The following is a 14,796-nucleotide window of genomic DNA, read 5'->3' on the forward strand; positions in this document are numbered from 1 at the left end:
TCACTGACCCCGGACGAAGGAGGACCGCACCATGCGGATCGCCCTGAGCCAGCTCACCACCGGCCCCGACCCCGAGAAGAACCTCCTGCTCATCGAGGAGTGGACACGGCGCGCGGCGGACGCCGGGGCCCGCGTCGTCGTCTTCCCGGAGGCGTCGATGGCCTGCTTCGGCACCCCGCCGGCGCCGCTCGCCGAGCCCCTGGACGGACCGTGGGCCGACGGCGTGCGGCGGATCGCCCGCGCCACCGGCACGGTCGTCGTGGCCGGCATGTTCACCCCGGCCACGGGGGGCCGGGTGGCCAACACCCTGCTCGCCACCGGGCCCGGGGTCGAGGCGTCGTACGACAAGATCCATCTCTACGACGCCTTCGGCTTCCGTGAGTCCGACACCGTCGCCGCGGGCTCGGCCACGACGGTCATCGACGTGGACGGCGTACGGCTGGGCCTGGCCACCTGCTACGACGTCCGGTTCCCGGAGCTGTTCCGGGCGCACGCCGACGCCGGAGCCGTCGCCACGCTGCTGGCCGCGTCCTGGGGCGCCGGGCCGGGCAAGCGCGAGCAGTGGGAGCTGCTGGTGCGGGCCCGCGCGCTGGACGCCACCGTGTGGCTCGCCGCCGTCGGCCAGGCCGACCCCGGCGCGGGCGCCCGCCCGGGTTCCGCCCCGACGGGGATCGGGCACAGCCTCGTCGTCGGACCCGACGGGACCGTACGGCACGCTCTGGGCGCCGAGCCCGAGCTGCTGACGGCCGACCTGGATGTCGACGAGGTCGCCGCGGTCCGGCAGCGGACCTCCGTGCTGGCCAACAGGCGCCCGGAGATGTGGCGATGAGCAAGCCCGAGCTGGAGTTCCACCTTCCCGAAGGACCGTGGCGAACCCCGGCCGGCGGCGGCCCGGGCGTCGAGGAGCGCGTCCTGGCCGACGATCCCGAGCGCGGATCCCGTACGGCGCTCGTCCGCTGGGCGCCGGGCACCGACACGTCGTCGGACGGCGTGACCCGGCACGACTTCTGGGAGGAGGTCTACCTGGTCGAGGGAGCGCTGCACGACCTGACGCTCGGCCGGACCTTCACGGCCGGCATGTACGCCTGCCGCCCGCCGGGGATGCCCCACGGCCCCTGGACCTCCCGGGACGGCGTCACCATGCTGGTGATCACCTACCCCACGTCCTAACCCGCGAGCAGCACCTTGAGCGTCGACTCCAGATGGTGGTCGATGGCGGCCCACGCGGCCTGCGCGTCACCGGCTTCCAGGGCGTCCAGGATGGCTTCGTGTTCCTCCAGCACGGCTTCCTGGCGCCCCTGCTGGTTGAAGAGGGCGACCACTCCGGTACGGACCTGGCGGCTGCGCAGGCCCTCGTAGTGCCGGTCGAGGAGGGCGTTGCCGACGGCGGACACCATGACCGCGTGGAAACGATGGTCCACGGCGATGAACTCCCGCGCCTGGTCGGCGCCGGTGAGCCCGCGCTGCCGTTCCAGCAGGGACCGCAGCTCCGCCACCGGCGCCCCGCCACCGGAGACGAGCTGCTGGGCGGCGTACCGCTCGACGATGCCCCGCAGCTCCATGAGCTCGCGGATCTCCCGCCCCGTCAGCGGGGACACCCGGGCGCCGCGCTTCGGCACCAGCTCGACCAGGTCCTCGGCCGCGAGCTGCAGCAGCGCTTCCCGGATGGGCGTGCGGGAGACGCCGATCCGGTCCGCGAGCTCCTGCTCCGACAGGAAGGCGCCCTGCATCCCGGGATCCGTCAGCACCGTCTCCTTGAGATACGTGTACGCCTTCTCCCGACCGGACGTCACGGCAGCCCCCAGCTCTCGTATACACCTTGTATACGGACGCTACCACGCACCGTTCGGGGTGGGCCTCTGTTTCGGTGACCGCGCTCGTCCACCGGGTCGGCGCACCCCTCCGGCCTCGCGCCCCACCTCGCTGCCGCGGCCCTCCCCATTCAGGTGATTTTTGTCAGGTAAGTAACTTCATGGGACCTACTATCGCGTCTCGTGACAGAAAGCCAGACCCGGCGAGCAACCGACGTGGTCATCCTCGGCGCCGGACCGGCCGGGCTCGTGCTCGGCAATCTCCTCCAGGCCGGCGGGATCGACTGCGTCATCCTGGAGCGTGCCGAACGCGCGCACATCCAGACGCGGGCGCGCGCCGGGTTCCTGGCGGCCAACACCGTGCGCGTCCTGGAGCGGCACGGGCTGGCCGAGGGGCTGCACCTGCGTGGACAGGCGCACAGCACCTGCGAGTTCCGCACCGCGGACGGCAGGTTCCGCCTGGACTACAGCGGGCTCGGACGCGGTGAGCGGCACACCGTCTATCCCCAACAGCACCTGGTCACCGACCTGTTGACACGGTTTCTGGCCTGCGGCGGGCGGGTCGAATTCGCCACCGAGGCGGTGAACGTGCTCGATGCGGACACCAACCAGCCCTCGGTGACCGTGCGCGAGGCGGACGGGCGGCCCGGCCGATGGCGGGCGCGGTACGTGGCCGGGTGCGACGGGCGGCACGGCGCGGCACGGCGATCGCTGCCGGCCGACTCGGTGCGCCGGCACCACTGCGACCACGGGGTGACCTGGCTCGGACTGCTCGCCGAGGCGCCGCCCAGTCTGGACGCCGTCGGGTACGCGGTGCACGAGCGGGGTTTCGCCGGGCACATGGCCCGCACGAGCGAGGTCACCCGCTACTACGTGCAGTGGGAGCGCGGCACCCCGGCCGATGCCTGGCCCGAGGAACGGATCTGGGACGAGCTGGATCTGCGGATGCGGGCGACGGAGTACGGCCCGCTGCACCGCGGCCGCGTCGTACAGCGAGCCGTCGTCGACCTGGAGTCCGACGTACTCGAACCGCTGCGTCACGGTTCGCTGTTCCTGGTGGGCGACGCCGCCGGCCTCATCAGTCCGTCCGCGGCGAAGGGCGCCAACCTCGCGGTCCTGGAGGCGGAGATCCTCGCCGGCGCCCTGATCGACGACATCGTCCACGGCGACTCCGAGGGGCTCGACGCCTACTCCGCGCGGTGCCTGGCGTACATCTGGCGTGCGCAGGAGTTCTCGCACTGGATGATCCGGCTGCTGCACGGCCCGTCCGGCTCGGACGGCACGGCCCTGTTCCACAACTCCCTGCGGCGCTCCCGCCTCACCTCACTGCGCACTTCGCGCAGCCACCAGGACTGGTTCGCCGAGCACTACGTCGGCGTGTGAGGTCCGTTTTCCCGCCCTCTCTTCCTGCCTTCCTTCTCTTTCTCGTGCCTGTCTTCTGTCCCATGCCATCCCAGACCTGAATGAGGATCCCCGCAATGATCACGACGTTGTCGGGCGACACGTCCCGCCTGCTCGCGACCGTCGACTTCGTCAAGGAGCAGGACACCGCCACCCTGCTCCCGCTTCTGTTTCCCGGGCTCGACGGCCCGGAGCTGCGGACGCTCGCGGAGCACTGCCGCTTCTCGCATGCCGCGCTGCTCGTCTTCCCGTCGGACGTGGCGGAGTTGCGCGCCATGCTCACCGACTGCGGGCTCGTCGCGGCCCTGCCACCGCAGCCGAGTGTTGTCGTACGCGAGCGGCTGGCCGTGCGGCATCGGCGACCGGCGGCTGAGCTGGACGTCGGCATTCTGCGCCCCGCAGTGACCGGCGCGGACGGGGCGCACCGGATGGTCGAGGTGTTCGCGCTGACCGTGCCGCCGGGATCGGGCCTGGACGCGATGGCCGCGGCAGAGCGGGAACGGCAGCACGAGGCACATGTCGCCTTCGAGGTCGTGGCGCCCGACCCGCTGGTGCTGCGTGGCCTGTGCGCGACCCTCGCGCGGTACGGGGCCACCCCGGACGGCGGCGGCTACAACCCGCACGAGAACGGCACGGTCTTCTACTTCGGTGCGGCCGCCGAAGCCAAGGCCGGTTACCGGCGCGTGGAGCTGTACGTGCCCGGCGACCACCGCGACACCCTCGACGCCCACCTCGCCGACCATCGCGCGCGGCAGCCCGCCGAAACGCTCCTGCGGCTGCTGACCGGGGCGTGGACGACACAGGCACTGAGTGCGTTCGCGCAGCTCCGGGTGCCCGACGCCATGGACTCCGAGCGAGGGGTCGGCGTCGAGGAACTGGCGCGGGCGGTCGGCGCGAGGCCGCGGAATCTGGCCACGCTGCTGCGCTATCTGGCGATGCTGGGCGCGGTGACGGAAGGCCGCGACGGGTTCCGGCTCACCGAGTCGGGCGCCCTGCTGCGCGCCGGCGCCCCGGGGTCGATGCGGGCGCTGGCGCTGATGTACGGCGGCCCGTTCTACGAGTCCTTCGCCGGACTCGGGCACACCGTGCGCACGGGGCAGGTCGCCTTCGAGCACCTCTTCGGCGAGAACCACTTCGACCACTTCGCCCGCGACCCTCAACTCGCCAAACTCTTCGACCAGTCCATGGCTGCCGGATCCGCCATGTTCGACCCGGTCCCCGCACATCCGGCGCTCACCGCGGCGGCCGAGGCAGCCGACGGGGCCACGGTGGTCGATGTCGCGGGCGGCAACGGGGAACTGCTCGGCCGCATCCTCGCCGCGCACCCGCGTCTGAACGGGGTCCTGCTGGAACGTCCGCACGCTGTCGAAGCCGCCCGCCGCCGACTTGAGGAGACCGGCTTCGGCACGCGATGCGCTTTTGTGGCCGGCGACTTCGCGGACATGCCCGCGGGCGGTGACGTCTACGTCCTGTCCCGCATCCTGCACGACTGGGACGACGAGCGCTGCCGCGAGATCCTGCGCCACTGTGCCCGCGTGATGCCCGACCACGCCGATCTGCTCGTCGTCGAACGCGTACTGCCCTGCGACGGCTCGGTCTCGCTTGCCACCGCCTGGGACCTCCACATGATGTGCAACGTCGGCGGCCGCGAACGACACGCGGCCCACTACGAGCGGCTGTTCGCCGATGCCGGCCTCGCTCTGGTGGGCCAGTCACGACTGCCCCTGGACGGCAATGTGCTGCACGTCAGAAAGGCCCGGACGGCCCCGGCGTGACGGATGGGGTTCGGCCCAGGATGCCGGGAAGCCAATCTTGGTTGTCCGACTCCGGGACCATCCGGCGCCCCGACCGTCCTTCCACGGTCGGAGAAACCTTGGCTCAGTGATGGATTCGCCCCAACTCCCTCAGCCGAAAGGGTGGGTCCGATCCACACACACCAAGGCCAAGGACCTCCCCCACGTGCGAAACAGCCGAATAGCTTGCTTCCTGGCGGCCAGTTCCGTCGCCGCCCTGGTTCCCGCGCTCGCGCCGGCCACGGCGTCCGCTGCGTCTGCGTCGTCCACTGCGTCGGCCGCTGCGTCCGCCGCGGCGAACCCGTTGAGTCAGTACCTTCAGCAGAGGCCGGCCTGGCACCGCTGCGACAGAGAGACGCCGGCGACCTTCCAGTGCGCCACCATCAAGGTGCCGCTCGACTACAACCGTCCCAGCGGCAAGAAGCTCGACCTCGCGATATCGAGGTTGAAGACGAGCACCGAGCAGGAGCGCCGGGGTGTGCTCCTGCTCAACCCGGGCGGGCCTGGCGGTCCGGGCGTCCACATGCCGCAGTTCATGGCGAGTGAGCTGCCGAAGAGCGTGAAGGCGAAGTACGACCTCGTGGGCTTCGACCCGCGGGGCATCGGCCAGAGCTCCCCCGTCAGCTGCGGCCTGACGCCCGAGCAGGCGAACTCGGAACGGCCTTACAGGGCCGCGACGTTCGCCAAGGACGTGAAGTGGGCCCGGACCGTCGCCGAGAAGTGCGACGCGAAGCAGGGCGACAAGCTGCGGCACATCACCACCCGTAACACCGCCCGGGACATGGACGTGATCCGTGCCGTGCTCGGCGAGAAGAAGATCTCCTACCTGGGGTACTCGTACGGGACCTACCTCGGCGCCGTCTACACGCAGATGTTCCCGAAGCGCTCCGACCGCTTCGTGCTGGACAGCGCCGTCGACCCGGCCAGGGTCTGGCGCGGCATGATCCAGATCTGGGCGGAGGGCACCGAGCCCGCCTTCACCCGGTGGACCGAGTGGACCGCCGAGCGGCACTCCACGTACAAGCTGGGCAAGACGCCCGAGGCGGTCCGCAAGACCTTCTACGGCCTGGTCGCCCAGGCCGACAGGAAGCCGATCGAGCTCGACGGCGCCAAGCTGACCGGTGCCGACATCCGCACCGGCACCCGTGCCACGTTCTTCAGTGTGCGCGACGCCGCCGAGTCGGTCGTCGAGCTGAAGAAGGCCGCCGAGGGCAGGCCCGCCTCCGGTGCCCGGGAGGGCAGGACGCTCAAGCCGCAGCCGCCGTCGTTCGCCCGCGCCGTGCCCGAGGACAACGGCGACGCCGGCTTCTGGTCCGTCGTCTGCGCCGACACCCGCAACTGGCCGCGCGATCCCGAGCAGTACCGCGCCGACGCGATCCGCGACAAGGCCAGGTACCCGCTGTACGGCGACTTCGTCTCCAACATCAAGCCGTGCGCCTTCTGGAAGAAGAGCGGCTCCGAGCCCGCCACCACGATCGACAACAAGGTCGGCGCGCTGATCCTCCAGAACGAGTGGGATTCCCAGACCCCGTTGGCCAGCGGGCAGGGCCTGCGACGGGTCATGAAGGGCGCGAAGATGGTCACGGTCGCCGGAGGTGTGGGACACGGCATCTACGGCTCCAAGTCCTGCGCCGACAAGCCGGCCACGGCCTACCTGACCACCGGAAAGCTGCCGGTGAAGGACGTGACCTGCAAGGCCGCTCCGGAGGCACGCGAGCGTGCCGGCGACAACCCGCTCCCGCTGCCGACGCCTCGGGGCATCCCGGGCATGGCCGGCCGGTTCTGAACCCTGAACCCTGCACCCTGAACCCTGGACAAGGTGACGACCGGGTGGGGCCCTCCGTCAGCGGCGGGCCCCACCCGTGCTCATGCCACCGAGGGCGAGTCCGCACGTGCCGGACCTCGTTGCCCCGTCCTGCCCCGTCAGCTGCACGGTGACCTTGCCGTCGGCGTCCTGGCTGTAGGCGACGGTGCAGGTCAGCTGACGTAGCGCCGTGCTGTCCAGTCCCCGCAGGGGGATGGGGAGGCCGATCCTGACCTCGTCACCCGCGGAGCGCCCGACCTCGACGGTTCCGCCGGGGCGGGCCGCTGGGAGCGAGGTGCTCAGGCCGGCGGCCCGGTCGTCCTTCCCCGGGCCGCCGAGCAACGCCTGGACGACCTTCTCCGTCGGCACCGGGCCGGCCGCGTCGCCGGGGTTCCGGTCCTCGGAGTCCGGCTCCTCGTATGCGTTCGAGGGCTCGGTCGTCCGGATGACCGGGCTCAGCCCTCCGTCGGGGGCACGGAAGAAGAGCAGCATGTCGAAGTCGCGGTTGAGGAAGGCCTGGAAGCTGGCCGGACCGCCCGCCTCGATCACGTCGGTCTCCTGGATGCCGCAGCCACCCAGCAGCGGTGCCGTCGCCGCGACGGCGAGGGCGACGGCCGCCGTACGACGGCGCGTCCGCGCACGCCTCATCCGCCGGCCTCCTCCGCGTGGAGCGGTATCTCGACGGTGAAGACGGCGCCGCCCCCGGGCAGGTTCCCCGCGTGGATCGTTCCGCCGTGCAGCTTCACGTTCTCCAGGGTGATCGCCAGGCCCAGGCCGCTGCCCGCCGAGCGGGTGCGGGCCGCGTCGGCCTTGTAGAAGCGGTCGAAGATGTGGGGGAGCACGGCGGGCTGGATGCCGGGGCCGTTGTCCGCGACCTCCGTGATCAGCAGGTCGGGCGTGGCCGGGGAGCGGGTCTCGGTGCGCAGGCGCACCGAGACCGGCGCGCTGCCGTGCCGCAGGGCGTTGCCCACCAGGTTGGCGATCACGATGTCGAAGCGGCGCGGGTCGAGCCGGGCGCGGATGCCGTCGGGGAGTTCGGTGCGGACCCGGCCGTCGGTCTCGGTCCAGTGCCGGTTGTGGAGGGTCTTGCGGATGGTCTCCGCGACGTCGATCTCGTCGGAGTTCAGTTCGGCCGCGCGGGCGTCGAAGCGGGAGATCTCCATCAGGTCCTCGACGAGCACGGCGAGCTTCCCGGTCTCCGCGCTGACGAGACGGACCGCGCGGGCGGTGTCGGCGTCCAGGTGATCCGCGTCCTCGTCGAGGACCTCGGTGACGGCGAGCATTCCGGCGAGGGGGGTACGGAGTTCGTGCGAGACGTCGGAGGCGAAGCGGCGGGCGCGGGCCTCGGCCTCGCGCAGTTCCCGCACCGTCCTCTCCAGTTGGCCGGCCGATTCGTTGAAGGTGCGTGCCAGGTCCGCCAGTTCGTCGCTGCCGCGCACGGCGATGCGGGTGTCGAGTCTGCCGCTGCCCATGCTCCGGGCCGCCTGGCTCAGTTCCCGCACCGGGCGCAGCACGCTGCGGGCGGCGATCAGGCCGGGTATCAGCGCGACGGCGAGGCCGGGCAGGGCACCGTCCCGGCCGGCCATGAGGAGGGCGTCGACGTTGACCTGCTCGTCGGACATCCGCATGACGGCGTACAGGACGAGTCCGCTGGGCAGCACGCTGTAGGGGCTGGTCTTGAAGACCATGGGCATGGCGATGGTCAGGTAGGGAACGCCGTCCTTGACGACCCGCTCGAAGCTGCCGTGGGGGTTGGCCCGTGCCGCCCGGCGCAGTTCGGGTGTGATGACGGTGGAGACGGGGTTCTCGCCCGAGGAGGCGCGCACCGATCCGTACTCGGCGAACACCACCCAGGGGTGCGGCTTGCCCTTGCGCGCGATGTCACGCAGGACCGACTGCAGGTCCTCCCCGCCCTGCATGGGCAGCCCGAAGGCCGTCTGCTGGACGTGGTCACGGAACGACGTGACCGCCGTGTCCTGGGCCGTCTCCAGCAGCGCGGTGCGGGCCTCGCGGAAGGTCAGCGCGGCGGTGGTGCCGGCGCTGACGGCGGCGACCAGCAGGAAGGCGAGCGTCAGCCGCGTACGCAGCCCGAACGCCCTGAACCGGCCGGGACGACGACCGGCGGTCACAGTGGCCCGAAGCGGTAGCCGAAGCCCCGCAGTGTCTGGACGTAGCGGGGGCTGCCGACCTCGTCCTCGATCTTGCCGCGCAGCCGTGCGACGCACGCGTCGACCAGCCGGGCGTCGGCGTGGTAGCTGTGATCCCAGACGTGCTCCAGCAGTTGCTGCCTGCTGAACACCTGCTCGGGCGCGGCGGCGAGGTGCAGCAGGAGCTTGAGCTCCGAGGGGGCGAGCGCGAGCGGCCGGCCGGCTTTGGTGACCGTCAGTCCGACCCGGTCGATGGCGAGCTCGCCGTAGAACTCGACGGCCGGGCGGCCCGCGCCACCGTCGTCCAAGCGGCGCAGTACGGCACGGATCCGGGCCTCGATCACCTCGGTGCGGGCCGGCTTGACGATGTAGTCGTCGGCGCCGGCTTCCAGGCCGATGACCACGTCGAAGTCGTCGCCACGTGCGGTGAGCATGATGATCGGCAGCTGGCTGCGCTCGCGGACCTGACGGCAGACCTGGACGCCGTTCATGCCGGGCAGCATCAGGTCCAGCAGCAGCAGATCGGGGCGGAACCCGGCCATCGCGGCCAGGCCGGCCTCGCCGGTCGCGGCCGCCCGTACCTCGTGGCCGCGGCGGCGCAGACCGAGTTCGACCCCCTCGCGTACGGAAGGGTCGTCCTCGATGAGGAGCACGCGGGGCATCGGCAGTTCTCCCTCGATGGTGATCAGAGGTGATCGTCGGGTCAGGTCAGGTCCGGGTCCGTCGTCGGCGTATGCCGGCGAGCAGCGCTTCGAGTTCGGCGAGCCGCAGCGGACGGGCGAGCAGGGCGAAGGTGAGGATGACGGCGGTCGCGCCGGCAACCGTGGAGACCACCGGCCCCGCCGGTACGGTTCCCAGGACCGCGAGGTGGCTCAGCGAGGTGGCGGGGACGGCCGCGAGCAACAGCCGTACGTGGGCGCCGACGGCGGACGACCGCAGGGGGCGGGCGACGGCGAGCCGGCGGCTCAGCACCCGGGCGGTCACCGCCCAGCCCCCGCACTGCGCCAGCGAGTAGGCCGCCGCCATGCCCGTCACGGCCCAGCGGGCCGGCAGCAGGTGCGCGGCGGCCACGGACAGTCCCGCGTTGAGGGCGACGATCACGAGGTTGAGCAGGAACGGCGTACGGGTGTCGGAGAGCGCGTAGAAGGCGCGGGACAGGACGTACTGGCCGGACAGGGCGACGAGTCCCGGCGCGAAGGCCATCAGGATGGCGGCCATGGCGGCCGTGTCGGCGGCGCTGGTCCTGCCGTATCCGAAGACGAGGGCCATCACCGGCTGGGCGAGGGCGAAGAGCGCGCAGGCGGCGGGTACGACGGCGGCGGCTGAGACCCGCAGGGCGTGGGAGACGTCGCCGCGCAGGGCGGCCGTGTCCCCGTCGGCGGCTGCCGCGCTCATCCGGGGCATCAGCGCGGTCACCACGGAGACCGTGACGATGCCGTGCGGTACGACCCACAGGACATAGGCGTTGTTGTACGCGCCGAATCCGGGGCCGCCGTCCAGGCCCGCCGTCGTGGCCAGCCGGGTGGTGACCCAGTAGGCGGCCTGGTTGGCCAGGACCAGCAGCACCAGCCAGCCGGCCGCTCGCAGGGGGCGGGTCAGGCCGCTGCCGCGCCAGTCGAAACGGGGCCGCCAGCGGAAGCGGGCCGCGCGCAGGGCGGGGACGAGGGCGAGGGCCTGGACTGCGATGCCGGCGGTCGTCCCCCAGCCGAGGACGGCGGTTTCGGTCGCGGTGAGCGTGTCCCCGTCGCCCATGGCCAGCGCCAGGTACACGCCGAAGACGGTCATGACGACGACGTTGTTGAGGACGGGCGCCCACATCATCGCGCCGAACCGGCCGCGGGCATTGAGCACTTGACCGAGCAGCGTGAAGAGCCCGAGGAAGAAGATCTGAGGCAGGCAGTACCGGGCGAACGCGGTGGTCATGGCCGCCTGTTCGCCGGTGTAGTCGGTGTACGCGTCGATGATCGCGGGGGCCGCCCAGACCGCGGTCGCGGTGATGGCCAGCAGGGCGATCACGCAGACGGTGACGAGCCGGTCGGTGTACGCGGCGCCCCCGTCGGCGTGCTCCTTGGCGGCCTTGACCAGCTCGGGCACGAAGACGGCGTTCAGCGCGCCGCCGAGGAGCAGCATGTAGACGATGGTGGGCAGGGAGTTGCCGACCGCGTAGCCGTCGGCAACGGGCCCGATGGTGCCGACCGCTGCCGCGACGACGGCGGAACGGGCGAAACCGGTGGCCCGGGAGACGAGGGAACCGGCGGCCATGACGGCGCTGCCGCGTGCCGCGGAGGAGGCCGGGGAGGCAGCCGGGGAGGCAGCCTTCGTCGCTTCCGCCCTCGTCCCTTCCGCACTCTCCGCGCTCTCCGTGTTCTCCGTGCTCGCCGTGCCGTCCGGTGGCGCCGTTGAAGTCGGCGTCGTCTGCTTCATCGGCGGTTCAGGTACGCCTGGAAGGCGCGGTGAAGCGTGTGGTTGGCGCTGCCGGCCAAGGGTCTCTCCCATTCCCCCAAGGTCTCGACGACCCGTCCCCCGGTGCCGAGCTTCCAGCGCAGCAATCCGTACGCACGTTCGCCAGGATCGAGTGTGGAGGGTACCCCGCGCATGTCGTACACATGGGCGCCGAGCGCGTGGGCGTCCTGCAGCATCCGCCACTGCAGGGCGTTGGAGGGGCGGACCTCGCGGCGGTGGTCGGCCGAGGCGCCGGTCTGGTACCAGGCCCGGCGGCCCACCGTGATCATCGTGTGGGCGGCGAGGATCTCTCCCCGGTGGCGGGCGAGGTACAGCTTCATCCGGCCCGGTTCCTCGGCGTTGAGCGCCGCGTACTGGCGCTCGTAGTAGGCGAGCGAGCGGCCGAGCCGGAAACCGTCGCGTCGTTCCGTGATGCCGAGCAGCCGGTAGAACTCGGGGAGTTCCGCGGCGCTGCCCACCACCACCTCCACGCCCTCCTTCTGGGCTCGGCGGACATTGCGCCGCCACTCCTGGTTGAGCCCGGACCACAGGTCCTCGGGGGTGCGTCCGGCGAGCGGCACGTGGAAGACGTGCCGGGGCTGGGCGTCCCCGTCCCCGCCGGTGCCGTCCCCTGCGGTCCCGTCGCCGCCGCAGCGGCGCCAGCCCCGGGCCCGCAGCCGCTCGGCCACGGCGGCGCCGAGCGGGTCGACCTCGCTGGCGAGGACGTCGCCGAGGCGCCGGCCCGGACCGGCGAGCGGCTTGAGCAGGGCGGCGTCCCAGCGCCGGTAGGCGGGCGACGGGCCGATGCGCACGGCGAAGGCGCCCGCGCGGCGCAGGTGTTCCAGCAGCGGACCGAGCCAGCCGTCGATGTCGGGGTCGCTCCAGTCGGCGACGGGTCCTTCGGGCAGGTAGGCGAAGTACTTACGGGTACCGGGGAACTGCCGCAGCAACACCAGGGCCACGCCCGTCAGTTGACCTGCCTCCGGGTCGGGCCCCCAGCCGAGCAGTCGGGAGCGCCAGCCCTCCTTGACGTCGGCCCAGGACGGGCACTGCAGGAAGCCGGCGCCGAGGGCCGTACCGGCGGGGGACGCGAGGAAGGCGCGGTAGGTCTCCGCGGTGACGGTTCGCAGGACCACGTCCCGGTTCCGTGCCTGGGGCACGCGGCTGGGCGGCACGAGCAGCGCTGACACAGTCTGAACCTCTCCTTCTCCCCGGGCCTGTCGCGGGGACACACAGGAGGTTCACAGCGGCCCATGACCGCTCCGTCCGGCGAATGTGACCGGACCATGACCGTTCCTCACCAGCCGCCGTCACATAGCCGCATAGCGGCTGACCTCGGGTTTCCCGGCTCTACAGTCACGACATCGCCGACTCACCCACCCCGTCATCGCCCCTCCCGGAGGTCCCGTTGTCGCGCACCCGTGTACTCGCCCCTGCCCGCGTCCGGGCCACCGTCGTGGCCGCCGCCACGGCCGCCCTGCTGACACCGCTCGCCGCCTGCTCGTCGAGCGGCTCGCCCAGCGCCCCGGACGGCAAGGTGAGGCCGAGCGCCGACGAACGCCCTGTCACGGTCACCGTCACGCCCACGGGAGAACGGGTCCCGGCGGGCGAGCCCGTGCGGGTCACGGCCTCCGGCGGCAGACTCACCTCGGTGACCGTCACGGACGCCGAGGGCCACCGGCTCGCCGGCAAGGTCGCCGCCGACGGCCGGTCGTGGCTCTCCGACCGCAAGGCCGTACCCGGTGCGTCGTACGAGGTGACGGCGGCGACCAGGACCGAGGGCGGAACCGCCGAGAGCACCAGGGCCGCCTTCACCACGGCCGCGGCGGACAAGGTCAACAAGGTCGACTGGCGGCCCGGTGCCGGCGCCACCGTCGGCATCGCCCAGCCGATCTCCCTGGTCTTCGACCGACCGGTCAGCAACAAGGCCGAGGTCGAGAAGCAGCTCAGGATCACCACCTCGAACGCCACCGAGGGCTCCTGGGGCTGGATACGCGACTGGTCGGGCGGGGACCGGGTGGACTGGCGGCCCCGGACGTACTGGAAGCCGGGCACCGAGGTCACACTCAACGCCGAACTGAACGGCACCGACTCGGGCGCGGACGGCGGCTGGTTCGTACGCGACTACACGACCACCTTCACCATCGGCGCCCGGCAGATCGTCAAGGTCGACCTCGACCGTCACCAGCTCGCCCTCGTCCGCGACGGGGAGACGGTCCGCCGCATACCGGTCTCCGGCGGCACACCCGGCGGTGACAAGCGCTCCTGGCGCGGAACCGCCGTGCTCATGGCCAAGGAGGGCACGATCAACATGAACTCCGAGACGGTGGGCCTCGGCGACGCCTACGACAAGATGGTCGACTACTCGATGCGGCTGACCTGGTCGGGCATGTACGCCCACGCCGCCCCCTGGAACGCCCGCTACTTCGGCAACGCCAACCAGAGTTCCGGATGCATAGGAATGAGCGACGCGAACGCGGCCTGGTTCTACGGACAGGTGCGGCCCGGCGACCCGTTCGAGATCACCGGCAAGGACACCAAGGGCGTTGTCGCGCCCGGGAACGGGTTCGGCGCGTGGAACCTGTCGTGGAGCGAGTGGCAGGGGAAGAGCGCCCTGCGCTGAGACACGGCTTGCGCGGAGACACAGCTTGCTGAGACACGGCCCCAGGCCCAGGTCAGCCGACCTGGGCCTGCTTGCCGTGCGTCACGTACGTCAGCCTTCGGCGGTGGCCTTGAGGTCGCGCAGCCAGGCTTCGAGGCCCCAGCCGAGTGCCTCGGTGGCGGTGGGCACGTCCGCTTCGACCTGGTCGCCGGTCCAGGTCTCCTCGGTGTGGACGCGTACGCCGCCCTTGACCTTCTTGAACGTCCACAGGTGGACGCCCTCGTCGATGCGCAGTCCCTCACCGATCGCGGGTCCGCTCCACAGGATGCACTTGTGGCGCTGGAGTTCCTGGACGGTCGAGGTGATGGAGAGTGTGGTGGCGGGGGTCGTGGGGGTGGCGGGCGCGGGGGTCGTCCAGTGGAACTGCGAACCCGCCCTCAGACGGCCCTGGTCGAGACGCTCGGCGGTGAGGACGGGGGCCTGCCAGGACGGCCAGCGTTCGACGTCGGTCTGGAGCTTCCAGATGGTGCTCAGGGGCGCCTTGATGAAGACGTCGGATTCGTAGCGGATGACGGCGTCCTTGTCGACGCCGCGACCGCCGCACTGGGACGGGCGGCTGTGCGGGGTCGCCTGGGCGGCCGGGACGGTGCTTGCGAGGACGCCGGTGACGGCGAGTGCGACGGTGACCGCGGCCATGACGCTCCGGTGCCGGCGCGGCTGCTGGACGGTGGCGTTCGACGGGCTGTTGCTGAACATGGGATGCCTCTCTCTGGTGGGTTGATCGGTCGGTCGGTGT

Annotated in this window: 13 protein-coding genes; 6 read left to right on the forward strand and 7 right to left on the reverse strand. The window is 71.7% G+C overall.

Annotated features, from left to right (window positions below):
- Positions 1–31: 31 nt before the first annotated feature.
- Both ACZ7L5_RS14655 and ACZ7L5_RS14660 read left to right on the forward strand, forming a co-directional pair.
- The gene (locus ACZ7L5_RS14655; RefSeq protein WP_471516924.1) at positions 32–829 is read left to right on the forward strand and encodes a carbon-nitrogen hydrolase family protein; all 798 of its coding nucleotides are present in this window, start codon (positions 32–34) and stop codon (positions 827–829) included.
- Positions 826–1,170, forward strand: coding sequence for a cupin domain-containing protein (locus ACZ7L5_RS14660; protein ID WP_471516925.1), 345 nt, complete (start codon positions 826–828; stop codon positions 1,168–1,170). The genes ACZ7L5_RS14655 and ACZ7L5_RS14660 overlap by 4 nt, the downstream gene beginning before the upstream one ends.
- Here ACZ7L5_RS14660 and ACZ7L5_RS14665 read toward each other — a convergent pair.
- Positions 1,167–1,793 carry a GntR family transcriptional regulator gene (locus ACZ7L5_RS14665; protein ID WP_328880353.1) on the reverse strand — a complete coding sequence of 209 codons (627 nt, stop codon included), beginning with the start codon at positions 1,791–1,793 and terminating at the stop codon, positions 1,167–1,169. The genes ACZ7L5_RS14660 and ACZ7L5_RS14665 overlap by 4 nt on opposite strands.
- Before the next feature lie 201 nt (positions 1,794–1,994).
- On the opposite strand from ACZ7L5_RS14665, the gene ACZ7L5_RS14670 reads away from it, so the two are divergent.
- The 3 genes from ACZ7L5_RS14670 to ACZ7L5_RS14680 all read left to right on the forward strand — a co-directional run bounded on the left by ACZ7L5_RS14670 (position 1,995) and on the right by ACZ7L5_RS14680 (position 6,791).
- The gene (locus ACZ7L5_RS14670; RefSeq protein ID WP_471516926.1) at positions 1,995–3,194 is read left to right on the forward strand and encodes a 4-hydroxybenzoate 3-monooxygenase; all 1,200 of its coding nucleotides are present in this window, start codon (positions 1,995–1,997) and stop codon (positions 3,192–3,194) included.
- A 95-nt stretch (positions 3,195–3,289) separates the two neighbouring features.
- Entirely contained in the window at positions 3,290–4,987 is a 1,698-nt protein-coding gene (locus ACZ7L5_RS14675; protein ID WP_471516927.1) for a methyltransferase, read from the forward strand.
- Positions 4,988–5,171: 184 nt separating this feature from the next.
- Positions 5,172–6,791 carry an alpha/beta hydrolase gene (locus ACZ7L5_RS14680; protein ID WP_471516928.1) on the forward strand — a complete coding sequence of 540 codons (1,620 nt, stop codon included), beginning with the start codon at positions 5,172–5,174 and terminating at the stop codon, positions 6,789–6,791.
- A 57-nt stretch (positions 6,792–6,848) separates the two neighbouring features.
- Here the strand turns inward: ACZ7L5_RS14680 and ACZ7L5_RS14685 are convergent, their stop codons facing one another.
- The 5 genes from ACZ7L5_RS14685 to ACZ7L5_RS14705 all read right to left on the reverse strand — a co-directional run bounded on the left by ACZ7L5_RS14685 (position 6,849) and on the right by ACZ7L5_RS14705 (position 12,588).
- The gene (locus ACZ7L5_RS14685) at positions 6,849–7,457 is read right to left on the reverse strand and encodes a hypothetical protein (protein ID WP_471516929.1); all 609 of its coding nucleotides are present in this window, start codon (positions 7,455–7,457) and stop codon (positions 6,849–6,851) included.
- Positions 7,454–8,938, reverse strand: coding sequence for an ATP-binding protein (locus tag ACZ7L5_RS14690; protein WP_471516930.1), 1,485 nt, complete (start codon positions 8,936–8,938; stop codon positions 7,454–7,456). The genes ACZ7L5_RS14685 and ACZ7L5_RS14690 overlap by 4 nt, the downstream gene beginning before the upstream one ends.
- Positions 8,935–9,618, reverse strand: a complete 684-nt coding sequence (locus tag ACZ7L5_RS14695; RefSeq protein ID WP_471516931.1) for a response regulator — start codon at positions 9,616–9,618, stop codon at positions 8,935–8,937. Before ACZ7L5_RS14695 ends, ACZ7L5_RS14690 begins: the two co-directional genes overlap by 4 nt.
- A gap of 46 nt (positions 9,619–9,664) precedes the next feature.
- A complete protein-coding gene (gene murJ / locus ACZ7L5_RS14700; protein ID WP_471517340.1) occupies positions 9,665–11,218 on the reverse strand; it encodes a murein biosynthesis integral membrane protein MurJ in 1,554 nt (517 codons plus the stop codon).
- Between the two features lie 158 nt (positions 11,219–11,376).
- Positions 11,377–12,588: a lipid II:glycine glycyltransferase FemX gene (locus ACZ7L5_RS14705; RefSeq protein ID WP_471516932.1), complete on the reverse strand. Its 1,212-nt coding sequence runs from the start codon at positions 12,586–12,588 to the stop codon at positions 11,377–11,379.
- Between the two features lie 218 nt (positions 12,589–12,806).
- Between ACZ7L5_RS14705 and ACZ7L5_RS14710 the strand changes: the two genes are divergently transcribed.
- Positions 12,807–14,021, forward strand: coding sequence for a L,D-transpeptidase (locus ACZ7L5_RS14710; RefSeq protein WP_471516933.1), 1,215 nt, complete (start codon positions 12,807–12,809; stop codon positions 14,019–14,021).
- Between the two features lie 90 nt (positions 14,022–14,111).
- Here the strand turns inward: ACZ7L5_RS14710 and ACZ7L5_RS14715 are convergent, their stop codons facing one another.
- Positions 14,112–14,696: an SRPBCC family protein gene (locus ACZ7L5_RS14715; RefSeq protein ID WP_471517342.1), complete on the reverse strand. Its 585-nt coding sequence runs from the start codon at positions 14,694–14,696 to the stop codon at positions 14,112–14,114.
- Positions 14,697–14,796: the final 100 nt, after the last annotated feature.

This window comes from Streptomyces sp. NPDC107528 (genome assembly GCF_055639295.1).

What these genes read in the sequence shown, in the direction of transcription:
- ACZ7L5_RS14655 (WP_471516924.1), top strand. Translation starts at nt 32, where the DNA reads ATGCGGATCGCCCTGAGCCAGCTCACCACCGGCCCCGACCCCGAGAAG.
- ACZ7L5_RS14660 (WP_471516925.1), top strand. Translation starts at nt 826, where the DNA reads ATGAGCAAGCCCGAGCTGGAGTTCCACCTTCCCGAAGGACCGTGGCGA.
- ACZ7L5_RS14675 (WP_471516927.1), top strand. Translation starts at nt 3,290, where the DNA reads ATGATCACGACGTTGTCGGGCGACACGTCCCGCCTGCTCGCGACCGTC.
- murJ (WP_471517340.1), bottom strand. Translation starts at nt 11,218, where the DNA reads ATGGCCGCCGGTTCCCTCGTCTCCCGGGCCACCGGTTTCGCCCGTTCC.
- ACZ7L5_RS14695 (WP_471516931.1), bottom strand. Translation starts at nt 9,618, where the DNA reads ATGCCCCGCGTGCTCCTCATCGAGGACGACCCTTCCGTACGCGAGGGG.
- ACZ7L5_RS14685 (WP_471516929.1), bottom strand. Translation starts at nt 7,457, where the DNA reads ATGAGGCGTGCGCGGACGCGCCGTCGTACGGCGGCCGTCGCCCTCGCC.
- ACZ7L5_RS14715 (WP_471517342.1), bottom strand. Translation starts at nt 14,696, where the DNA reads ATGGCCGCGGTCACCGTCGCACTCGCCGTCACCGGCGTCCTCGCAAGC.